This window comes from Oceanisphaera litoralis (assembly GCF_016907015.1).
Lineage (GTDB): Bacteria > Pseudomonadota > Gammaproteobacteria > Enterobacterales > Aeromonadaceae > Oceanimonas > Oceanimonas litoralis.
Genome location: NZ_JAFBBE010000004.1, coordinates 172,661 through 195,076, shown reverse-complemented (window position 1 = coordinate 195,076; position 22,416 = coordinate 172,661). Strand labels below are relative to the sequence as shown.

The following is a 22,416-nucleotide window of genomic DNA, read 5'->3' as shown; positions in this document are numbered from 1 at the left end:
TACCAGTTCAGTGAACAAGATCTTGCCGAGGCCTATGATGAAATGAGCAAAAATTATGCGTGTTGAGTGCCAAAAATTGTGGGGATCCCTCAGGGGTTGGGGAGGGGTTACAGCACGGCCCTTTTTTAGCTTATCCTCTACCTACCGCCTTTTTCTCCTTTCTTCAGGGCCTGCTCATGGATCTATACACCGAATTTTGCCGCCACACCGCCGACCTGACACCCGACACCGGGCTGCTGGTGGCCTTCAGCGGCGGGCTGGACTCGACCGTGCTGCTGGCACTGGCCGCACGTTTGGCCCGGGAGCAGGGCAGGGCGGTGCGAGCGGTGCACATTGCCCACGGTCTGCAGGCGGCGGCCGAGCCCTGGCCGGCCCATTGTGCCCGGGTGGCGGAATCGCTGGGCGTAGCCTGCGAGACCATCAGGGTTCAGGTCGAACTGGGGCCCAGAGTCAGTCTGGAGGCCGCCGCACGCAAGGCCCGCTATCACGCATTGGCCGGCGCCATGCAGCCCGGCGAGATACTGCTGACCGGCCACCACCTGGACGATCAGGCCGAGACCCTGTTGCTGGCGCTGAAGCGCGGCGCAGGCGTGGCAGGGCTGGCGGCCATGCCCATGCGCAAGCCGTTCGATCCGGGCGAACAGTGGCGGCCCTTGCTGGCCTGTTCGCGACAGCAACTGGACACCTTTGCTCGTGAGCAGAGCCTGAGCTGGGTGGAGGATCCCAGCAATGCCGACGACGACTTCGACCGCAACTTTCTGCGCAACCGCATCCTGCCGCCCTTGCTGCAACAGTGGCCTTCCTTCAACCGTACTCTGGCTCGCAGCGCCGAGCTGTGCGCCGAACAGATGGAGCTGGCAGCCGAGTTGGCCGAAACCGATTTGCCCGGCTTGCTGAACCCGGCCGGAGGTGTGTCGATTACCGGCCTGCAGACCCTGAGCCGGGCCCGGCGGCACAATGTATTGCGCCACTGGCTGGAATTGGAGGCTATTCACAGTAGTCGCCGCCAGTTGCAGGCTATCTGGCAAGAGCTGGCGCTGGCCCGTGCCGATGCCGAGCCGGAAGTGCGGCTCGGAACACGCTGTATCCGCCGCTATCAGGGGTTTCTCTACCTGCCGAGCAACGGTGTCACACCCCGGCCTCTGGCGAACCTGGGAGCGGGCGAATGGCAGCATTGCGGTGTGGGCCAGCTACGGCTCGGCCCCGTCACCCAGGGTGCCGACCTTGTGGCCGATCTGGCTCCGGAGCAATTGCACATCGCCTTTCAGGTTCCCGGCCTTCGCGCTCGACCGGCCGGCCGATCTGGCTCTCGGCCACTGAAAAAACTGTGGCAGGAATACGGCATCCCCCCCTGGCAAAGACCGCAGATCCCGCTATTGATGCAGGGCACGGAACTGGTCGCCGCCATTGGTCTGTTTGTATGTAAAGATTACACCCCCGAGCCCGACCAACCCGGCTGGCGGCTGGAGTGGAAGATGGAGTGACAACCTATGGGCCGAATATTCAATCGCAGCGGGCAAAAAGCATTCAGGCGAAACTTGCGGCGAGAGTTGACCGAACCGGAACAACGGCTCTGGCGTCGCCTGCGAGCCGGACAATTGGGCACTAAATTCCGTCGCCAGCATGGCATCGGGCCCTATATTGCGGACTTTTATTGCGCCCGGTTAAAGCTGGTCATCGAAATAGACGGTGACAGCCACTTTGCTGACGATGATGCGATCAGGCACGATCAACTGCGAGATGACTATTTTGTCTCATTGAATATCCGAGTATTACGTTTTACCAATCGGGAGGTGATGGATAACATCGACGGTGTGTTGACGGTGATTTCTGCTCATATAAACACTGTAGTGGTTCAATGATTCTGGACACTCATTAACGCGGTAGAATGACCTACCGCAGATAGAGGTGTTCATGACCAAGAAGAATCGACGTGCCTTTTCGCCAGCCTTCAAAATGGAAACGGCCAGTCTCGTACTCGACCAGCATTATTCGATAGCAGAGGCTTGCCGAGCCATGGATGTGGGGGAAACCAGTTTGCGCCACTGGGTTAAACAACTTCAGCAAGAGCGTGAAGGTATCACACCCACAGGCAAGGCATTGACACCGGAACAGCAAAAAATCCAAGACCTGGAAGACCGCATCAAGCGCCTGGAAATGGAGAAAGAAATCTTAAAAAAGCCACGGCTCTCTTGATGTCCGACTCGATACCGCCGTCGCGCAGATAGACCACTTGAAAGAGAGCTACCCCATTGATGTGGTCTGTGAGGTACTCGGCGTCAATCGCAGTAGTTACTATGCGGCCCTCAAGCGAGGTCAACGGCTAGATCCTGACCGACAGCGTCTCAGGGGCCGCTTGGTCGACCTGCACCGGGCGAGCCGGGGGGCTGCCGGGGCACGTACTCTGTCGCAATCGCTGAAGGCCGAGGGCGAACAGGTGGGTCGCTATAAAGCAAGCCGCTTGATGGCGGAGGCGGGAGTGGTCAGTAAGCAGCCTTCCAAGCGGCATCGGTATGGCGGCCAGAGCCAGGCCAGACCAGATATTCCCAACCGCCTTGCCCGTCAGTTTGCCGTGACTGCCCCTAATCAGGTGTGGTGTGGCGATATCACTTACATCTGGGCGGGAGCAGGTTGGGTTTATTTGGCGGTGGTGCTCGACCTGTTTTCCCGTCGAGTGGTCGGTTGGGCGCTCTCAGCCAACGCCGATAGTACTGTGGTCTGTCGTGCGTTGGACATGGCCTACCAGACGCGAGGTCGTCCCAACGGTGTGCTGTTTCATTCCGACCAGGGCAGCCAATATGGCAGCCTGATGTTTCGGCAACAGCTCTGGCGTTATCAATTTATCCAGAGCATGAGCCGCCGGGGAAATTGTTGGGATAATTCGCCAATGGAGCGGGTGTTCAGAAGCCTGAAAACCGAATGGATACCGCCGACAGGGTACAGTAACTTGAGCGAAGCACAGGCTGATATAGCGGACTATCTGATGCGGTATTACAACCAGGTACGCCCGCACAGCTATAACGGCTATCTTACGCCGGTGGAGTCAGAACGGTTGCTACAGGTTAGCAACTCATAACCGTGTCCAGTTTTACTTGACCACTACACACTGCTTCATGATCTGCGCCGATTTTTGAACTCAGAGTCGGGCTGCTCCCTCCCCTTGACTCGGGGTTGGCAGAACAACAAGCGGGGTGCAACGCAAGAACTAAAAGCAGCACCCCCACCCAGCCTCCCCCTGGCGAGCCCCTTCCGTTATGTCTGTATCCCCGCTGCCAAGGGGGAGGGGCAGATCGGCGCCGAGCTTCAAACTGGGCGCAGGTTTGCTCCCTCCCCTTGACTCGGGGTTGACAGAATAACAGCGGGGTGCAACGCAAGGGGAGGGCTGGGGAGGGGTTACGGCAGAATACCGGCATGTCTCACCCGGTTTTCTTCAATCTCGGCTCTACCGCCAGAAAATGACAGATTTCTTCCAGGCGGGGCTGGGTGTCCTGATAGCCGAGATCAATCAGCTCGCGGCAATAATCCTGCTCGAACAGCAGAAAGCTGGCCAGGCCGGTGGCATCCCCGGCGTCGACGCCAAACAGCCGCAGCAGGGAGCGAATATTGAACGGCAGCCTGTAAAAATGCTTGCGGGTCAGCACATCCAGATTTTGGCTGGGTTTCAGCACCAGATTGTCGATATGGCGTAGCGACAGTTGCGCCCGTTTGCGCTCCGGCACCAGCCGTATGGTGCTGTTGATACGCTGCAACCGCTCTATGTCCGAGGTGAGGGCGTCGGTGAAGATGGTATCCAGCAAATGACCGGCAATGTCCGAGCTGCTGGGGTCGCAGGGCAGGGTACCGGAGCCGGCTTCGTCCGATGCCAGGCTGACAATAAGAATACGGTTGGCCCCCAGATGAATGGCCGGGCTCAGCGGATTGAGCTGGTGAATGGAGCCGTCACCATAGTGATGGTTCTGCAGTCGGCTGGGCTGAAAGATAAAGGGCAGGGCGCTGCTGGCCAGCAGGTGCGGCGGTGTAATAATGGCCGAACGACCGGAACGACCAACCCGGGCCCAGGGCTGATGGTAGGGCCGGCCCTGAAAAAAGGTGGTGGAGTCGCCGGTGTTGTAGTTGGAGGCGGTGACGGCCAGTACTTCCAGTGCGCCGTAGAGCAGGTTGTTGTCGATACGCTGAAAGTCGATTAGTTTTTCCAGCAACCGCTCCAGCGGGCTGTTGTCGAACAGCGGCAGGGCCATCTGGGTGGGTCGCCCCAGCAGTCCGGAGATCAGGCTTTTCAGGGAGTGGGTGATAATTCTGCCGGCCTGTAGCCGCAACACATCTTCGGTATGCAGATGACGCCAGACGTATTCCAGCTTGCGTACCCCAAGATGGAAACAGGAGGCATAGCAGGCCAGGGCCGTGGCGTTGATGGCGCCGGCCGAGGTGCCGCACAGAATGGGGAAGGGAATGGGTTGCCCGCGGGGATAGCACTCGGAAATGGCCTTGAGCACCCCCACCTGATACGCCGCCCGGGCACCGCCTCCGGTCAGCACCAGCGCGCAGGCGTTGCTTTCTTCTTGCTCCATCAATGCCCCTCCCTTTTGGTTCAGTATAAGTGCCTGGTTCCCGGGCAGAAAGGCCTGTATCGCAGTTTAAATGCCAGAGTCAAAGTGACACCCCCTCCCAGCCTCCCCCTGGCGAGACTCCGCTGCCATGCCTGTGATCCCGGTGCCAAGGGGGAGGGGAAAAACAGCTCCCTCCCCTTGACTCGGGAATGTCAGGATAACTGCGGGGTGCAACGCAAGGGGAGGGCTGGGGAGGGGTTACTGCAGGATGTTCACATATTCCGCAGGCCTGATGTCTTGGTCGAAGTGACACCCCCACCCAACCTCCCCCTCGCGAAAACCCAGGACTGTATCTGTGACCCCGCAGCCAAGGGGGAGGAGCTGTCCGGTGCAGATCTTCGAATGTGACGCCAGTTTGCTCCCTCCCCTTGACTCGGGAATGTCAGGATAACAGCGGGCTGCAACGCAAGGGGAGGGTTGGGGAGGGGTTACTGCACAGCGTCTTGTTGTCGGTTCGGCGATCAGGTCCAAAGTGACACCCCCTCCCAGCCTCCCCCTGGCGATGACCCCCTGTTGTGCCTGTATCTCCACTGCCAAGGGGGAGGAGCTAAAATAAAAACGGCGCCGTATCACACGGCGCCGTTTTTATTTTCATCGGAAGCAGAAGCCGAGGTGTCGTTTTTTACCCCTCACTCCTCACGCGTTAATGGCTTGAGTCAGCTGAGCTTTGATCTCGTCGATGGCCACTTCGGACTTGTCGCCACCGCGGCGGGTCTTGTATTCCACCACGCCGTTGTCCAGTCCGCGATCGCCGATGACGATGCTGTGGGGCACGCCCAGCAGCTCCATGTCGGCAAACATCACGCCCGGGCGCTCTTTGCGGTCGTCGAACAGCACTTCGATGCCGGCGGCGGTCAGCTCGCTATACAGCTGCTCGGCCACTTCCTTCACCCGCTGGGACTTGTGCATGTTCATGGGGATGATGGCGACCTGGAAGGGCGCCAGGGCTTCTGGCCAGATGATGCCGCGATCGTCATGGTTCTGCTCGATGGCGGCGGCCACGATGCGGGATACGCCGATGCCGTAGCAGCCCATTTCCAGTACCGTGGACTTGCCTGCTTCGTTCAGCACGGTGGCGTTCATCTTGCTGGAGTAGTTGTTGCCCAGCTGGAAGATGTGGCCCACTTCGATGCCGCGTTTGATTTGCAGCACGCCCTTGCCACAGGGGCTGGGGTCGCCTTCCTTGACGTTACGCAAATCGGCCACCTGCGGCAGCGGCAGATCCCGGCCCCAGTTGATGCCGAAGTAGTGCTTGTCCTCGATGTTGGCACCGGCGCCAAAGTCGTTCATCACGGCGACGGCACGATCCACCACCACGGGTACCGGCATCTTCAGCGGGCCCAGGGAGCCGGGGCCGGCGCCGACGATGGCACGAATTTCTTCTTCGGTGGCGAAGGTCAGCGGACTGGCAACCATGGGCAGCTTTTCGGCCTTGATTTCGTTCAGCTCGTGATCGCCACGCACCATCAGGGCTACCAGGGGGGCGTCCTGATCCTCGGCGGCCTTCACCAGCAGGGTCTTGACGGTTTTCTCGATATCCAGCCCGAATTGCTCCACCAGCTCGGCGATGGTCTTGGCATTGGGGGTATCGACCAGGCTCAGCTCCTGGGTGGCGGCATCGGCGGTGGTTTTGGGCGCCACGGCCTCGGCCATTTCGATGTTGGCGGCGTAATCGGACTCGGTAGAGAAGGCAATGTCGTCTTCACCGCTCTGGGCCAGCACGTGGAATTCGTGCGAGGCACTGCCACCGATGGCGCCGGTGTCGGCCAGTACGGCGCGGAAGTCCAGCCCCATACGCTCGAAGATCCGGCTGTAGGCCTGATACATGTCGTCGTAGGTCTGCTCCAGACTCTGCAGGCTGGTATGGAAGGAGTAGGCATCCTTCATGATGAACTCGCGCGAGCGCATCACGCCGAAACGGGGGCGCACTTCGTCACGGAACTTGGTCTGGATCTGATACAGGTTCAGCGGCAGTTGCTTGTAGGAAGACACCTCGTTACGCACCATGGAGGTGATGACTTCTTCATGGGTCGGGCCCAGCACGAAGGCACGGTCGTGACGATCCTTGATGCGCAGCAGCTCGGGGCCGAACTTGTCCCAGCGGCCGGTTTCATGCCACAGCTCGGCGGGTTGCACCACCGGCATCAGCATTTCTACCGCGCCGGCACGATTCATTTCTTCCCGCACTATGGCGGCGACCTTGTTCAATACCCGCAGGCCACTGGGCAACCAGGTGTACAGGCCGGATGCCAGCCGGCGGATCATGCCCGCGCGCAGCATCAGCTGGTGACTGATCACCTCGGCATCGCTCGGGGTCTCTTTGAGGGTGGAAAGCAAGTATTGAGTGGTACGCATGCGCTTAAACCTTGTTGATTTTTAAAATCCGTTAAAGAAAGAGATTGTAGCAGGGGGGCCGGTCAGGCAGAAGCCCCGTTAAAGGAAGAGGGAGGCTGTGCAGCTCCCTCCCCTTGACTTGAAAATCTCAGAATAACAGCGGGGTGCTACGCAAGGGGAGGGCTGGGGAGGGGTTACGGCACGGCGTCTTGTTGTCGGTTCGGCGATCAGGCACAAAGCGACACCCCCTCCCAGCCTCCCCCTAGCGGCTTTTCCTTGAAGAGAAGTCGCCGTTATACCTGTGAACCCGCCGCCAAGGGGGAGGGGCTGTCTGGCGCCAGTATTCGAGCTTGGCGTTCGGTTTTCTCCCTCCCCTTGACTCCGGATTTTCAGAATAACAGCGGGGTGCAACGCAAGGGGAGGGCTGGGGAGGGGTTACTGCAAAATGTTTACATGTTCCGCTGGTTTCCTGCTTTCACCCTTCATTCTCTATGCTCAACACCCGCGTCAAACGCCCCAGCACCTCGTAACGAACATTGTAGTGATACAGCCGTACCCCATATTGCTGCCATTGTTCGCCATTGCGCTTGTAGGCCGGGCGCGGATCCTGCACCAGCACCTCGGTAATGAACTGCTGCAAATCGGGAATGTCGGAACGGGCGCAGGCCTGCTCGGCGGCGGGGCTGAAGTGCACCTCCATGCTGATGTCCGGCGGCGCCGGCGCAAAACCGCCGTGGGCATCGGGCACCGCATCGGCCCAGGGCAGATAGGGCTTGATGTCGACGATAGGAGTGCCGTCGACCAGATCGACGCCGCCCAGCTCCAGCCATACCTTGTTGCCTTCCTTGCACATGTCGTGCAGCTTCACCACAGAGAGCCCCAGCGGATTGGGCCTGAAGGTGGAGCGGGTGGCAAAAACGCCTACCCGCTCGTTACCGCCTAGGCGCGGCGGGCGGACCGTGGGGTTCCAGCCCTTGTCCTGAGTCTGGTGAAACACGAATACCAGCCACAGGTGACTGAACTCGGCCAGGCCTCGAAAGGCGCTGGGCTCGTTGTAGGGCGGCAGCATCTCCAACCGGGCCCGGGCACTGCTCACCAGCCCCGGCTGGCGCGGCACCGCAAACTTCTCTTTATAGGGTGAGCGAATAATGCCGATGGGATCCAGATGAATGGAGGTCATAAGGGGTATCCAATTGTAGGCCCGGATTTATCCGGGCAAATCATGTATTGATGAGCATTGCTGCCATTGTTGAAACCGAGTCTTGTACGGTTTTGTTGTTCCTACGCTCCGGCGTGGAGGCGAGCCTTGCTCACCCCTCACCCCTCACCCCTCACCCCTCACCCCTCACAAGTTACTTACCGACCTTCAATGCCTGCCCGCTGCACAGCACCTGCTCGATACAGCCGGGCATATCATCGAAACGAATACAGCGATCCAGCAGCAGGCCGTTGGCACCCATGTCCGCCGCCCTGCGACGCACACTGGCGCGTGCATCCGCCTCCTTGGGGGGCGCCTCATCGGCCTTTATCTGGCAGGCTTCACCTTCCACCGAACCCAGGGTGAGGTAATTCACGCCTTCCAGCTCGGCCTTGCTGTACAGCCGCACCCCGTCGCCCTTGTAATAATCCTTGATGCCATCGGGTGACACATTGCTGTTAAAGCCCCAGCCAGCACAACCAGACAACGCAACCGCCAGCAGAGAAACCCCGAGAAGACGCATAAGACAAGTCCTTAAGTCAGAAAAAAAGCTGACCTTATTCTGCACAAGGCACCGTAGAAGGTCGAATAAAATCGGGGTAAATGGCTGATGAAGAGTCGAATTCATTCGACCAGGGTGCCCTCCCTGTACCTTCAGGCTGCCAGAATACCAGCGGGGTGCTGCATACTTCGGAACGACGCCGAACTTCTCCTCCCCCTTGGCAGCGGAACCACAGGCATAGCAGCAGATTATCCCCAGGGGGAGGCAGGGAGGGGGTGTTGCTGCGCACTCCGAATCGACATCGACCCCCGTACCCATGCTAAAGGAAAGGTTTTATCCCCCCGCCAAATCCAGTAGACTTATGCGCCTTTGCTTGCAAGGTGCCAATGTGTTGCAGAATGCAATTTTTTGGCGCTTTGACAAACAGATAGAGCAGAAACACCAGTGCAGACAGGCGCCCTGGGGGAATGGCCAACTGAACCCTAAGGGCGGTAGCGTGCCCACAGTAAAAAACACCATCAATCCAACGACAAGACAATCAGAAGAAGCGATATGAGCCAACCACCATTCCCGCAAGATGCACGTTTTAGTCAACCTCTGCCCCCCTACGCCTACAGAGATGACGAAATCTCGCTGGTCGATCTGGTCAAAACCCTGGTCAAACGCTGGAAGCTGATGGCACTGGTGTTTGTGTTCACCCTTGCCGCCGCACTGGCGTTTGCGCTGGCCATGCCGCAAAAATATGAATACACCACCATTTATACTATTGCTGAAGTTAATGCCGAAACGCCGCTGGAAAGCGCTGCCGGCCTGCAGACCAAGGTAGATAACCTTTATATACCGACCGTGGTGCGTGACTTTTTACCGCGTCACCAGCTTGAAACCGTGCCCTTCAAACTCAACATCAGCAACCCCAAAGGCTCCAGCCTGATTACCATTACCAGCCAGACGGTAGAAGACAATGAATCTCTGGTGCAGGAACTACACGGCGCCATTACCGCACGGTTGAAAGGCGAGCAGGATGCCCACATCAACCACCGTGTTGAACTACTGCAACAACAGATAGGCGCCGCCAGAGCACAGATAGAGCTGGTTAAAAAAGCAGCCCTCGCCAATAGCGGTGAGCTGATTGCCAGCTTCACCGGCACCATCAACGGCCTGCAGGCCCAGATTAACAACTTTCAAAAAGGCACCGTGTTCGCCATTGCCAATCAGAGCCTGCAAACCAAAGGCATCAGTAAAACGCTGGTACTGGCGCTGGGCCTGATGCTGGGGGCTATGCTGGCAGTAATGGCGGTATTTGTGCGTGAGTTTATTGGTCAGCTGTGTGCAAGTTTGCAGGAAGAAACCGAATGAAAGCCATCATCCCCGTCGCCGGCTTGGGCACCCGCATGTTGCCCGCCACCAAAGCCATTCCCAAAGAAATGCTGCCCATCGTGGACAAGCCACTTATTCAATATGTGGTAAGCGAAGCCATTGCTGCCGGCATTAAAGAAATTATTCTGGTTACCCATTCCAGCAAAAATTCCATCGAAAATCATTTCGATACCAGCTTCGAGCTGGAAGCCACGCTCGAAAAACGGGTAAAGCGACAGCTGCTGGACGAAGTACGCGCCATCTGCCCAAGTGACGTAACCATTATGCATGTGCGCCAGGGCGTGGCCAAAGGCCTGGGTCACGCGGTAATGTGCGCCTATCCGCTGGTGGGTGACGCCCCCTGTGTGGTGATATTGCCGGACGTGTTAATTGACGATGCCCAAAGCGATTTGAGCCAAGACAACCTGGCCCAGATGCTAAGCCGCTTCAACGACACTCAACGCAGCCAGATAATGGTAGAGCCGGTCGCGCAAGATCAAGTAAGCCAATACGGTATTGCCGACTGCATGGGCCACAAGCTGCAAAGCGGCGAGAGCAAACTCATGACCGCCGTAGTAGAGAAGCCAAAGCAGGAAGACGCTCCCTCCAACCTGGCGGTGGTCGGCCGCTATGTACTGAGCCAGGCCATTTGGCCGTTACTGGCCCAAACCGCTCCCGGTGCCGGCGATGAAATTCAGCTCACCGATGCCATAGCGGCACTGATGGAGCAAGAGCAGGTAGAAGCCTACAGCATCGTCGGCAAAAGCCATGACTGCGGCAGCAAACTGGGCTATATGCAAGCCAACGTGGAATATGCCCTGCGCCACCCGGAGCTGGGCCAGGCCTTCACCCAGTATCTACAGAATCACGTAGGGTCGATTTCAATCGACCAGGAACAAGCCTCCTAGCTGCTCGTCTGGCTCCTTATTCCCGCGTTCATAAATATGTCATTCCCGCGAAGGAACGTCATCCTCGCGTAGGCGGGGACGGGAATCCAGCTTTTATGTAGCCGCCACTTTAGTCGGCGGAGCCTGCGCAGCAGGCTATTTGTAGGCTCGAATTTATTCGAAGTGCCACCGGGCACCGGCAATAAGCCAGCACCTGGCCCGCAAATTGATAAACAAACTCAAATAAAGCGAACAAACCAATGAAAGTAACCGTATTCGGCACCGGCTACGTTGGCCTGGTGCAAGGCGCCGTGCTGGCAGAAGTCGGCCACCATGTTATCTGCGTGGATATAGACCAGACCAAGGTAGACAAGCTCAAACAAGGCATTATCCCCATCTATGAGCCGGGGCTGGACAACCTGGTCAAGCAGAATCACGCCGCCGGCCGCCTTGACTTCACCACCAATGCCGAGCAGGGCGTGCAACATGGCGATATCCAGTTTATCGCGGTCGGCACCCCGCCCGATGAAGACGGCTCCGCCGATCTGCAATACGTGCTCAAGGTGGCCGAAACCATCGCCACCCATATGCAAGGTCATAAGGTAGTGGTGGATAAATCCACAGTACCGGTCGGCACCGGCGACAAGGTGAGCGCCAAAATCGCCGAGGTGCTGGCCCACAAGGGCCGTGAAGATCTCGGCTTTGACGTGGTCTCCAACCCGGAATTCCTCAAAGAAGGCTCGGCGGTGGCCGACTGTATGAAACCGGATCGCATTATCATCGGCACCCATAGCGAACAGGCAGAAGAGCTGATGCGCGAGCTGTATGCGCCCTTTAACCGCAACCACGAAAAAGTAATCGTAATGGACGTGCGCAGTGCCGAGCTGACCAAGTACGCAGCCAACTGCATGCTGGCCACCAAAATCAGCTTTATGAACGAAATGGCCAACCTGGCCGAACAGTTGGGCGCGGATATCGAAATGGTGCGCCACGGCATCGGCTCCGACCCGCGTATTGGCTACCACTTTATCTACCCCGGCGTCGGCTACGGCGGCTCCTGCTTTCCCAAGGATGTGCAGGCATTGATCCGCACCGCCGAGGGCATCGACTTCGACGCCCAGGTGCTCAAGGCGGTAGAAGCGCGCAACAACCAGCAGAAAACCACCCTGTTCCAAAATATCAGCAAACACTTCAACGGCGACCTGGCCGGCAAAACCTTCGCCCTGTGGGGCCTGAGCTTCAAGCCCAATACCGACGATATGCGCGAAGCCCCCAGCCGGGTATTGATGGAGGCCCTGTGGGCAGCTGGCGCCCGGGTGCAGGCCTATGATCCGGCAGCGATGGAAGAAGCCCAGCGCATTTATGCCGACAAATGTCATGCCGTTGAGGGCGGGCATCCACCGCTTGCCCTGTGTGGCACCAAGGAATCCGTACTCAATAACGCAGACGCCCTGGTAATTGTGACCGAGTGGCAGAACTTTAAAGCGCCGGACTTCGGCCTGATCAAACAACAGCTTGCCCAGCCGGTTATTTTTGACGGCCGCAACCTGTTTGAGCCCAAGCGCATGAGCAAAAAAGGGTTTACTTATTATTCGGTAGGGCGTTCTTAATGAAGATTCTGGTTACCGGCGGTGCCGGTTTTATCGGCTCGGCCGTTATTCGCCATATTATCCACCACACCCAGGATGCTGTGGTCAATGTGGACAAGCTCACCTACGCCGGCAACCTGGAAAGCCTGGCGGAAGTGAGTGACTCGGATCGATACACCTTTGAGCTGGTGGATATCTGCGATCGCACTGAGCTGGAGCGGGTATTTGCCGAGCATCAGCCCGATGCCGTTATGCATCTGGCGGCGGAAAGCCATGTGGACAGATCCATCGACGGCCCCGCCGCCTTTATAGAAACCAATATAGTGGGCACCTACACCCTGCTGGAGGTGGCGCGTAGCTACTGGCAGGAGCTGGACGATGAACGCAAGCAGGTGTTTCGCTTCCACCATATCAGCACCGATGAAGTCTACGGTGACTTGCCGCACCCGAACGACACTACAGTTTCTGGTTCCCATGCTCTGCGTGGGAACCCTGCGAGCTTACCTTTGTTTACCGAAAGCACTGCCTACGCCCCCAGCAGCCCTTACTCTGCTTCCAAAGCATCCAGCGATCATCTGGTGCGGGCCTGGCTGCGCACTTATGGCTTGCCAACTATTGTCACCAATTGCTCCAACAACTATGGCCCTTACCATTTCCCGGAAAAACTCATTCCGCTGGTGATCCTTAATGCGCTGGAAGGCAAGCCACTGCCCATCTACGGCAAAGGCGACCAAATCCGCGACTGGCTCTATGTAGAAGACCACGCCCGCGCTTTATACCTGGTAGCAACCCAGGGCCAACCCGGCGAAACCTACAACATCGGCGGCCACAATGAGAAAACCAACCTGGAAGTAGTTCAGACCATTTGCGAACTGCTGGATGAGCTTCGACCTGTGGTAGGAGCGGATTTATCCGCGATAAATTTGGACTCAAGCAGTACGGTAGATCGCGAACACATTCTCTCCTACAAAAACCTGATCACTCACGTTGGTGATAGACCCGGCCACGACCGCCGCTACGCCATCGACGCCGCCAAAATCGAAAGGGAACTGGATTGGAAACCGCAGGAAACCTTCGAGTCCGGTATTCGCAAAACCGTGCAGTGGTATTTAAACAATCTGGAATGGTGCCAGCGAGTACAGGATGGCAGCTATCAACGTGAACGATTGGGAGTAGCTTGATGAAAGGAATAATTCTGGCTGGTGGTTCCGGCACCCGGCTTTATCCCATCACTAGGGGAGTGTCCAAACAGCTGCTGCCCATCTATGACAAGCCGATGATCTACTATCCGCTGTCGGTGCTCATGCTGGCCGGTATTCGTGAGGTGTTGATTATCTCTACCCCCGAAGATCTGCCCAATTTCCAGAAGCTGCTGGGAGATGGCAGTGACTTTGGCATTAGCCTGAGCTATGCAGAACAACCCAGCCCGGATGGTCTGGCCCAGGCGTTTATTATCGGTGAAGACTTTATCGGTGACGACAATGTCTGCCTGGTACTGGGTGATAATATCTTCTACGGTCAGGGCTTTACCCCCAAACTGCGTGAAGTGAGCCGGAGGGCCAAGGGTGCCACCGTATTTGGTTATCAGGTAAAAGACCCGCACCGCTTTGGCGTAGTGGCGTTTGATGCCAGTCAACGGGCGGTATCGATTGAAGAAAAGCCCGTGCAGCCAAAATCCAACTATGCGGTGACCGGCCTCTATTTCTACGATAACGATGTCATTGAAATTGCCAAACAGGTGAAACCCTCGCCCCGTGGCGAGCTGGAAATCACCAGCATCAACCAGGTGTATCTGGAGCGGGGCGACTTGCAGGTTGAATTGCTGGGCAGGGGATTTGCCTGGCTGGACACCGGTACTCATGACAGTCTGTTGGAGGCCAGTGCCTTTGTGCAAACGATAGAACATCGCCAGGGGCTGAAAGTAGCCTGCCTGGAAGAGATTGCCTTTAATAACGGCTGGCTGAGCGCCGGTCAGCTAATGGAAGCGGGGCAGCAACTTAGCAAAAACGGTTATGGCCAGTACCTGCTTGCGCTGGTAGAGGAAGAATAAAATGATAACAACTCATAGAGTTTTAGGTGATCATCGAGGCCAGTTAGTCGCACTAGAAGGTGCGAATTCAGTTCCTTTTGATATTAAACGTGTTTTTTATATCTTTGGCACTCAGCCGAATGTGCCGCGAGGGAATCATTCTCATCATCAAACCAAACAGTATCTGATAGCCGTCAACGGCTCCTGCAAGGTGACGCTGGATGATGGTTCAGAAAACTCAACCTATGACCTGAATGAACCTAACAAAGGGCTTTTTCAGGATGCGATGGTGTGGGGCACCATGCATGACTTTAGCCCGGACTGCGTATTGCTGGTATTGGCCAGTGAACATTACGATGAAGCGGATTATATTCGTAATTATGAAGATTTCATCAAAGAGGTGAACGCATGAGCTTCATCCACCCTTTGGCCGATGTGGCTGACTCATCCATAGGTGAGGGCACAAGGGTCTGGCAGTTTGTGGTCATCCTGAATGGCGCAAAACTGGGAAAAGATTGTAACATTTGCGCCCAAACTCTCATTGAGGGGGATGTGATTATCGGTGACAGAGTGACGTTGAAATCAGGCGTACAGCTATGGGATGGCACCCGTATTGAGGATGATGCCTTCATCGGCCCAAATGTTACTTTCACCAATGACCCCTACCCGCGCTCTAAGGAATACCCTGAGTCCTTCTCAGGCATCACCATCAAGCGCAACGCCAGCATTGGTGCCAATGCAACCTTGCTGCCTGGCATTACCATAGGTGAATACGCCATGGTGGGGGCGGGGGCTGTAGTAACCAGAAACGTACCTGCACACGCAGTAGTGGTAGGTAATCCTGCAAAGGTGATTCGTTTTATTAATAAAGAAATTAACAAAGCTTGCCAAGTGATAGAAATTCAGAACGATAAAGACACGACACGACACGACTAGCTAGCAACTTTTATGCTGCAAGGAAAGCAGCATGAACAAGTTAATCAGCAAAACAATAAAGATGCGCTTTGTTGAAGAGTCCGATGCGGAGTTTATTTTAAAGCTGCGCCTTGATGAACGTTATAATCAGTTTTTATCTAGCGTAAATACTGATGTTCAGGCACAGAAAGACTGGATACAGAAATATAAAGTAGATGAGGCTAATAAAAAGCAATTTTACTTTATTATTGAACGGCTGGATGGTACTCCTTGCGGCACAGTAAGAGTGTACGATTTAAAGCCAGACTCATTTTGCTGGGGAAGCTGGATTCTTAACGAGGACAAAACACGTTTTTCTGCAATTGAAAGTGCTTTTTTAGTGTACCAGTTCGGTTTTGACGAGTTGGGCTATAAAAAGTGTCATTTTGATGTGCGTAAAGGTAACGAAAAAGTGATTTCTTTTCACACCAAGATGGGCGCAGTACAGACCGGTGAAAATGAACTGGATTATTACTTTGAGATCACTCAGCAAGCCGTGCTTGCAGCCAGAGAGAAGTTAATAGAGAAGCTACAATGATCCCTTTTTTAGATTTAAAATCCATCAATGCCCAATATCGTGAGCAGTTGATCCAGGCCGCCACCCAGGTAATCGATTCCGGCTGGTATATTCAGGGCCAGGAAGTAAAAGCCTTTGAACAGGAGTTTGCCCAATACTGCGGCAGCGAGCACGCCATTGGCGTAGCCAATGGTCTGGATGCACTCACCCTCACCCTGCGTGCCTGGAAAGAGCTGGGCAGGCTGAAGGAAGGGGACGAGGTGATTGTACCCGCCAATACCTATATTGCCAGCATTCTCGCCATTACCGAAAACCGCTTGGTGCCGGTTCTGGTAGAGCCGGATGAAATAACCTATAACCTGTGCCCCAAAAAGGCCGAAGCGGCCATCACCCCCAAAACCCGTGCCATTCTGCCGGTGCATCTCTACGGCCAACTTGCCGACATGCCCGCTATTATGGATATTGCCGAACGTCATAACCTGCTGGTGCTGGAAGACTCAGCCCAGGCCCATGGTGCCAGCATCAACGGCAAAAAAGCCGGCAACTGGGGTCATGCCAGCGGGTTCAGCTTTTACCCGGGCAAGAACCTGGGCGCATTGGGCGATGCCGGTGCCGTCACCACCAATGATGAAGAGCTGGCAAAAACCATTCAAGCTTTAGGCAACTACGGCAGCCACAAAAAGTACGAAAATTTGTATCAAGGCGTAAACAGCCGCCTCGATGAAATGCAGGCCGCTATGCTACGGGTAAAGCTCCGTCATCTGGACGAAGAAATTACCCACCGTCGCCGCATTGCCGCCGCCTACAGTGAAGGCATTACCAACCCGGCAATACTGCTGCCCACTCAACACTCAACACTCAACACTCAACACTCAACAAGCCACGTCTGGCACCTGTTTGTGGTTCGTTGTGAGCGACGGGAAGAATTGCAGCAATATTTGAGCGAGCAGGGTATTCAGACCCTAATCCATTATCCGTTACCACCCCATCAACAGGCCGCCTACGTCGCTTGGAATCAGCGGAGTTATCCTCTGACGGAAGCTATCCACCGGCAGGTACTCAGCCTGCCCATGGGGCCTACTCTGTCATTGGAGCTGGTGGGCCAGGTCATCACCGCCGTAAATATGTTCAAATGACACTGTTTAAAACCTCAATCCTCAGCTTTATCGCCACCGCCGTAAAAATGCTCTCGGCGCTGGTCATTAATAAAGCGGTGGCGCTGTATATTGGTCCATCCGGTCTGGCGCTGGTGGGGCAATTCCAGAACTTTACCCAACTGGTGATGTCCGCCGCCCAGGGCGGTATTAATCAGGGGGTGATCAAATACACCGCCGAATATGGTCGCGATGGTCAGGCCATCCCACAGCTGTTCAGTACCGCCAGCAAGATCGGTCTTGCTGCCTCTATGCTGGTGGGACTGGGGATCATTCTGTTTGCCAGCATGGCATCGCAGCACTTCTTGAAAAGCGACGAATATGCCTATGTATTCGTGATCTTCGGCATCACCATAGTGCTGTTTGTGCTCAACCAGTTGCTGCTGTCTATCCTAAACGGTCTGAAAGAGGTGAAAACTTTTATCAGCATCAACATTATCCAGAGCCTCTATAGCCTGGTGTTTACCACAGCCATGATCGTCTGGCTGGGGTTGGATGGTGCTTTGATAGCCATGGTTACCAACCAGTCGGTGATATTGCTGATAGTACTGTGGATGTTGCGCCACCATTCGGTAATACAGCTGGCCCATTTTACCCATGGTTTTGATCGGACAGAGGCCAGAAAACTGCTGGGTTATGCCGCCATGGCACTGACCAGCGCTGCTACCGTGCCGGTATCACACCTTATTATCCGTAACTATCTGGGTGAAAACCTGGGCTGGGAGCAGGCTGGTTACTGGCAGGCTATCTGGTATATATCCACCATGTATCTGATGGTGGTGACCACGGCGCTTGGCATTTACTATCTGCCCCGGTTATCGGAAATCACCGATAAAGCCGAACTGCGTAAAGAGCTGGCAGGTGGCTATAAAATCATAATGCCAGCTGTTATCGTCATGGCTTTGATTATTTTTATTCTGAAAGATTTTATTATCTGGCTGCTGTTTACCGAAGACTTTGCTCCCATGCGTGAGCTTTTTAAGTGGCAACTTGTTGGAGATGTGATCAAACTTGCTGCTTGGTTGTTAGCCTACTTGATGTTGGCCAAAGCCATGACCAAGATTTTTATCATTACTGAGATCCTGTTTTCGGTGCTGTTTGTTGGCCTGTCACTGCTGTTTGTCAGTCAGTTTGGATTGGTAGGGGTTACCTATGCTTTTTCTATTAATTACAGTCTATACTTTTTGATGATGATGGCGTTAATGTATAAGCATGTGTTGTGAACATCAATCGACTGTCTTTAATCAATGTTGAGTTTACTGATTCATCACGGAAGCGGGTTCTTTGTCATTATCAAAGTGCTAACTATTAATCATGATTGATAATTTAATACTCGAGTGATTTTGCATGAGTTGAAATTAGTTGGCAACTGCTAGTTTTTAATTTCAGTTTAATAAATGATAAATATTTGAAGGTTTAAAGTGAAAGATAAAGTATTCCCATTAGTTTCAGTCGTCATTCCTTGTTACAATCATGAGGGGTACGTACAGGAAACAATAAAAAGCGTTATTGAACAAGATTATGAAAATATCGAACTTATCATCATTGATGATGGCTCAAAAGATAATTCGATAACGAAAATACAGAAAATGGTGCCGCAGTGTGAAAAACGATTTGCACGGTTTGAATTCCGTCATCGCCCTAATAAAGGTTTGTGTGCCACGCTGAATGAAGCTTTGGAATGGTGTGAGGGTGAGTATTTTTCAGCCATTGCTTCGGATGACATATTGAATGTTAAGAAAGTTAGTGAACTCATGAAGACATTCTCAGATTGTTTAGATGATAAAGTAGTTGGCGTTTTTGGTGGGATGGAATTAATTGATGATTGTGGAAATAAAGTCGGTGAAAAAAAACAAGTTTTCACGCATAATTTTAAATCCCTTATATATCATGAACGAATACCTTTTGCTCCAGCCGCATTATTAAAAACAAAAAGAGTTAAAGAAGTGGGTGGTTATGACCCAAGCATAGCAATAGAAGATTGGTTTATGTGGCTCAAGTTAACAGAAAGTGGCGATCTGTTAGTTAGTAAAGATATCTTAGTAGTTAATTATAGAGTTCATGATGAAAGTATGTCTCGAAATGTAAAAAAAATGCATTCTGAGAGAATGAAGATCATTAAGCGATTTGAATATTCAATTCATTATGAAAAAGCCGTGCGTAATATTGCGTTTATGGGGGCTAAATCTATAGCTACAAAATATTTTTCTGATGGGGTTTCAGTTTTAATTCGGGAGAAAAACCTTAATGCCTATTGCCGATTGAAGGTTTTTGCTTTTTTGTTTTTTCCTTATAGGTTTTATAGGTTTATAAGAGGAATGGTTTGAATGGAAGATGGAAGGAGAATATCTCCTATTAAAAATGGATTGTTTATAATACTTCTTGTTTTTTATTTCTACAATACAAAACTAAACTTTCTTCCTGTTTCATCTTTCGTATGGGCGCCAATTTTATTTTTGATTTTGATGTTTTTTTGTTTTTTTAATTATGGTTTTTATATAAACAAGGAGTTCGAGAGTATTGCCGTAAGTTGGTTTTTTCTTACGGTGTTATTTTTGTTTTCAGCATTGGCTAATTCCTATAAATTAGAGCTTTCAATGCTAAGGCTTCCATTTGTTTTTTTGATTGCATCAGTTGTAGTCCCCTTTGTCATCATTCGGTTTTACAATAATAATGTTAGTGTTATATATAAGAATTTCGGATTAGTCGCTTTTATTAATTCTATATTCATTATAGGTATGTTTATTTTTCCTCCATTTAAGGTTTTTTGGCACTCTGTAGTAGAGTCAACTATTGAGAGGCTTTATGGTGAGATTAGTCTTACTAATAGCATGATGAGCTTGAGAATGGTTGGGATTAATGGATTCTCTGCATACTCTACTGCTGCTATACAAATTTTCCTTTCTTTTTTCTACATGCTTCATGTCTTTTATAATAATTATAAACCAAAAATTAGAGATAACCTTGTATTGTCCTTTATATTGTTATCTTCTTTCCTAGTAGCCAGGACTTCGTTTGTTTTGCTTCCTTTTTTTATTATTCTCTATATATATTTATTTAATTTGAGATGTTTTCTTAATCTTCTGCTTTTGGTTGTGGCTGTTTTGTTTTTTTCTGGTTTTTTTGCGTTAGTTTTTGTCAGCGAAGATTTTTTGCTGTTTTTTTTTGACTGGTCTCTGAGTTTATTTGATTCTGGGTTGAAAACTGGTTCGCTGCAAAAGAATATATCTATGTTTTCAAGCTTTAGTTTGAATGATTTTAGTTTGCTGGGTGACTTTAATCTTAGGTCTGAAAGTGGTGGGTATTATAAAGAAACTGATGTGGGGTATTATAGGTTGTTTTTCGCAATCGGTATTTTAGGTGCTTTGGTTTTTATGTTTTTTTTATTTTCTCCTCTTTTTTTTAGTTTCAATAAGTTAAGTGTCTTCTCATCACCCCCCCTTTTTGTCGGACTTCTTTTTTCCATTATGATATTTGTTTTGCTTTTGAAAGGGCTGTTTGTTTTTGATAGCTTTCCAGTTTTAACAATGATTTCAATCATTGGTATTTCTAGTAAATATTTGAATGTTAGGCTGAACTGTTGTTAGTTTTTTTGAGTTGAATTTTTGGTATTTTTATTTTGGGTTGTTTAACTTATGCATAATATATTGCTTTTGCATTCCCATTTTGTTCGGTTTATTTTTTCTTTTCTTCCTGACGCTCCTATTGTTATGCGATTTAGAGGTTGGTTTTACTCTTTGGGGATGAAAGATTGTGGTCAAAACTTACAGGTTGCAGGCGGTGCTGTTCTGAGAGGGTTAGAGAATATTACTTGTGGTAGAGATGTTTATATAGGGCCTAATTCATTTATTATGGCTAGAGAAGATATAAATATAGGTGATGAAGTTTTGATTGCAATGAATGTTGTTATTGTAGATGGTAACCATGGGAAAGATAAGGTGAATAATAGCTACAGATTTTTACCTGGGAAAAGAGAGGCTATTTCAATCGGAACAGGTTCTTGGATTGCTGCTAACTCTGTCATCACTGCTGGCTCTGTTGTGGGTGCGGGTAAGCTTGTACCTCCATGCTCAGTAATTCGGGGAGATTTTTTGTGATAGTCGGTATGTACTGTAATTGGGGGGTTGTAAGAGTAGGTGATAAATACTATTTGCCTTCTATTCATAAGAAGTATATCGATATTATTTGTGGTATGAGTGGCTGTGTATATTTACTTAGCAAAACAAAGTCCTATCTAAAGGTTGACTCTGATTTTCCTCAAGGTTACGAACTTGTTACCGATGCAAGCGTGAAGTTCATTAACTTGCCATATTTTAAATCATATTTAAACTCTATCTTTTTTCTGCCATGGATTATCAAAGGTCTTTTTAAGCTGACTAGATCCTGTGACTTTGTTTACATTCGTACACCAGAACCATTCTCCTGGCTTGCTGGTTTTTTTAAAAAGAAAAAAACAATATTGAATTATCATTATGCTTCTAATCCAATAGAAGTTATGTTGAATGATGATAGAGTTACATACTTTAGGAAGATTATTAAAGTAGCAATTTTCTATCCGGAGTTTATTTTTATATCAATCGCTGCATATTTTAATAAAGCTACGGCTAATGGCCCTAGTATTGAAAGTAACGTTCCTTTTTTTCTCAGAAAAAAACTTCGTGTTTTGTATGAAAGTAGTATATCTAGCAAAGTGTTAAATAATAAGAAGCCTCGAGTAATCCTAAAAAATGAAAAGATAAAGTTTTTAACAGTAAGTAGACTACAAAATGGTAAGGGGTTACATTTTGCTTTGGATGTTTTTTGTGAGTTAAAGAAAGTAAGATGCGATTTACAGTTTGAATACACCATTGTTGGTGACGGTCCTCTTTATGAGGATCTTAAAAAATATGTTTCCTTTTTGAGTTTGGAAGGAGAAGTTAAATTTGTAGGGGCTGTGGCAAATGGAGGGGCACTGGATGATTTTTATTGTTCCCACGATATTTTTATTATGCCTTCAATGTCAGAAACAGGTCCTAGAGTACTGATGGAAGCAATGTCTGAATCAAATTTATGTATTTCTTCAGATGTGGGATGTGTGAATGTATTGTTGAGAGGTAATGCTGGTTTAATCGCCAAGCCTGGATCTTTAAATGACTTCTTAAGCTCCATCTTATGGGCTGCTGATAATAGGGAGGTTGCGCAGGCTATGGCTAATAAATCGTTTGAACGATCTAAAAACTATTCTATTGAGAGCTTTTTTGAAAAGTTGTTTTTTTGTCCTGATTGTTGTGATTGATATTGTTTTATGTA

At 51.6% G+C, this 22,416-nt stretch carries 21 protein-coding genes; 17 read left to right on the top strand and 4 right to left on the bottom strand.

The features are described 5' to 3' along the window. The first annotated feature begins 176 nt into the window (after nucleotides 1-176). The 3 genes from tilS to HNR62_RS03935 all read left to right on the top strand — a co-directional run bounded on the left by tilS (nucleotide 177) and on the right by HNR62_RS03935 (nucleotide 3,076). Nucleotides 177-1,484 carry a tRNA lysidine(34) synthetase TilS gene (tilS, locus tag HNR62_RS03945; protein ID WP_204794777.1) on the top strand — a complete coding sequence of 436 codons (1,308 nt, stop codon included), beginning with the start codon at nucleotides 177-179 and terminating at the stop codon, nucleotides 1,482-1,484. A gap of 6 nt (nucleotides 1,485-1,490) precedes the next feature. After that, nucleotides 1,491-1,862 carry an endonuclease domain-containing protein gene (locus HNR62_RS03940; RefSeq protein WP_204794776.1) on the top strand — a complete coding sequence of 124 codons (372 nt, stop codon included), beginning with the start codon at nucleotides 1,491-1,493 and terminating at the stop codon, nucleotides 1,860-1,862. Between the two features lie 52 nt (nucleotides 1,863-1,914). Beyond that, nucleotides 1,915-3,076, top strand: a protein-coding gene (locus HNR62_RS03935) for an IS3 family transposase (RefSeq protein ID WP_204794775.1) whose coding sequence is annotated in 2 segments (ribosomal slippage) — nucleotides 1,915-2,183 and nucleotides 2,182-3,076 — 1,164 coding nt in all. Because the reading frame shifts where the segments join, the coding sequence is not laid out codon by codon here. Between the two features lie 340 nt (nucleotides 3,077-3,416). Here HNR62_RS03935 and HNR62_RS03930 read toward each other — a convergent pair. The 4 genes from HNR62_RS03930 to rcsF form a co-directional block, all read right to left on the bottom strand. Next, entirely contained in the window at nucleotides 3,417-4,568 is a 1,152-nt protein-coding gene (locus HNR62_RS03930) for a patatin-like phospholipase family protein (RefSeq protein WP_204794774.1), read from the bottom strand. Between the two features lie 675 nt (nucleotides 4,569-5,243). Next, nucleotides 5,244-6,962: a proline--tRNA ligase gene (locus tag HNR62_RS03925; RefSeq protein WP_204794773.1), complete on the bottom strand. Its 1,719-nt coding sequence runs from the start codon at nucleotides 6,960-6,962 to the stop codon at nucleotides 5,244-5,246. 454 nt (nucleotides 6,963-7,416) lie between these two features. Further along, nucleotides 7,417-8,121: a tRNA (N6-threonylcarbamoyladenosine(37)-N6)-methyltransferase TrmO gene (tsaA, locus tag HNR62_RS03920; RefSeq protein ID WP_204794772.1), complete on the bottom strand. Its 705-nt coding sequence runs from the start codon at nucleotides 8,119-8,121 to the stop codon at nucleotides 7,417-7,419. Between the two features lie 172 nt (nucleotides 8,122-8,293). Next, nucleotides 8,294-8,662: an Rcs stress response system protein RcsF gene (rcsF, locus tag HNR62_RS03915; RefSeq protein ID WP_204794771.1), complete on the bottom strand. Its 369-nt coding sequence runs from the start codon at nucleotides 8,660-8,662 to the stop codon at nucleotides 8,294-8,296. 531 nt (nucleotides 8,663-9,193) lie between these two features. Here rcsF and HNR62_RS03910 point away from each other — a divergent pair. The 14 genes from HNR62_RS03910 (at nucleotide 9,194) to HNR62_RS03845 (ending at nucleotide 22,402) form a co-directional block, all read left to right on the top strand. Next, complete coding sequence (locus HNR62_RS03910) at nucleotides 9,194-9,997, top strand: Wzz/FepE/Etk N-terminal domain-containing protein (protein ID WP_204794770.1); 804 nt, start codon at nucleotides 9,194-9,196, stop codon at nucleotides 9,995-9,997. After that, on the top strand, nucleotides 9,994-10,905 hold the full coding sequence (gene galU / locus HNR62_RS03905) for a UTP--glucose-1-phosphate uridylyltransferase GalU (RefSeq protein WP_204794769.1): 912 nt from the start codon (nucleotides 9,994-9,996) through the stop codon (nucleotides 10,903-10,905). The genes HNR62_RS03910 and galU overlap by 4 nt, the downstream gene beginning before the upstream one ends. A gap of 239 nt (nucleotides 10,906-11,144) precedes the next feature. After that, nucleotides 11,145-12,494 (top strand): UDP-glucose dehydrogenase family protein, encoded by a 1,350-nt coding sequence (locus HNR62_RS03900; RefSeq protein ID WP_204794768.1) that lies wholly within the window; start codon nucleotides 11,145-11,147, stop codon nucleotides 12,492-12,494. Next, nucleotides 12,494-13,654, top strand: coding sequence for a dTDP-glucose 4,6-dehydratase (gene rfbB / locus HNR62_RS03895; protein WP_204794767.1), 1,161 nt, complete (start codon nucleotides 12,494-12,496; stop codon nucleotides 13,652-13,654). The genes HNR62_RS03900 and rfbB overlap by 1 nt, the downstream gene beginning before the upstream one ends. Then, nucleotides 13,654-14,523, top strand: a complete 870-nt coding sequence (gene rfbA, locus HNR62_RS03890) for a glucose-1-phosphate thymidylyltransferase RfbA (RefSeq protein ID WP_204794766.1) — start codon at nucleotides 13,654-13,656, stop codon at nucleotides 14,521-14,523. Before rfbB ends, rfbA begins: the two co-directional genes overlap by 1 nt. Before the next feature lies 1 nt (nucleotide 14,524). Further along, a complete protein-coding gene (locus HNR62_RS03885) occupies nucleotides 14,525-14,914 on the top strand; it encodes a sugar 3,4-ketoisomerase (RefSeq protein WP_204794765.1) in 390 nt (129 codons plus the stop codon). Further along, nucleotides 14,911-15,438 carry an acyltransferase gene (locus tag HNR62_RS03880; protein WP_204794764.1) on the top strand — a complete coding sequence of 176 codons (528 nt, stop codon included), beginning with the start codon at nucleotides 14,911-14,913 and terminating at the stop codon, nucleotides 15,436-15,438. Before HNR62_RS03885 ends, HNR62_RS03880 begins: the two co-directional genes overlap by 4 nt. Before the next feature lie 31 nt (nucleotides 15,439-15,469). Further along, entirely contained in the window at nucleotides 15,470-15,994 is a 525-nt protein-coding gene (locus HNR62_RS03875; RefSeq protein ID WP_204794763.1) for a GNAT family N-acetyltransferase, read from the top strand. After that, nucleotides 15,991-17,109 carry a DegT/DnrJ/EryC1/StrS family aminotransferase gene (locus tag HNR62_RS03870; protein ID WP_204794762.1) on the top strand — a complete coding sequence of 373 codons (1,119 nt, stop codon included), beginning with the start codon at nucleotides 15,991-15,993 and terminating at the stop codon, nucleotides 17,107-17,109. Before HNR62_RS03875 ends, HNR62_RS03870 begins: the two co-directional genes overlap by 4 nt. Next, the gene (locus tag HNR62_RS03865) at nucleotides 17,106-18,350 is read left to right on the top strand and encodes an O-antigen translocase (RefSeq protein ID WP_204794791.1); all 1,245 of its coding nucleotides are present in this window, start codon (nucleotides 17,106-17,108) and stop codon (nucleotides 18,348-18,350) included. The genes HNR62_RS03870 and HNR62_RS03865 overlap by 4 nt, the downstream gene beginning before the upstream one ends. Before the next feature lie 198 nt (nucleotides 18,351-18,548). Beyond that, nucleotides 18,549-19,454: a glycosyltransferase gene (locus tag HNR62_RS03860; protein ID WP_204794761.1), complete on the top strand. Its 906-nt coding sequence runs from the start codon at nucleotides 18,549-18,551 to the stop codon at nucleotides 19,452-19,454. After that, nucleotides 19,455-20,714, top strand: a complete 1,260-nt coding sequence (locus tag HNR62_RS03855; protein ID WP_204794760.1) for a hypothetical protein — start codon at nucleotides 19,455-19,457, stop codon at nucleotides 20,712-20,714. A 48-nt stretch (nucleotides 20,715-20,762) separates the two neighbouring features. Beyond that, nucleotides 20,763-21,224: an LbetaH domain-containing protein gene (locus HNR62_RS03850; RefSeq protein ID WP_204794759.1), complete on the top strand. Its 462-nt coding sequence runs from the start codon at nucleotides 20,763-20,765 to the stop codon at nucleotides 21,222-21,224. Next, entirely contained in the window at nucleotides 21,221-22,402 is a 1,182-nt protein-coding gene (locus HNR62_RS03845) for a glycosyltransferase (protein WP_204794758.1), read from the top strand. The genes HNR62_RS03850 and HNR62_RS03845 overlap by 4 nt, the downstream gene beginning before the upstream one ends. Nucleotides 22,403-22,416 lie beyond the last annotated feature (14 nt).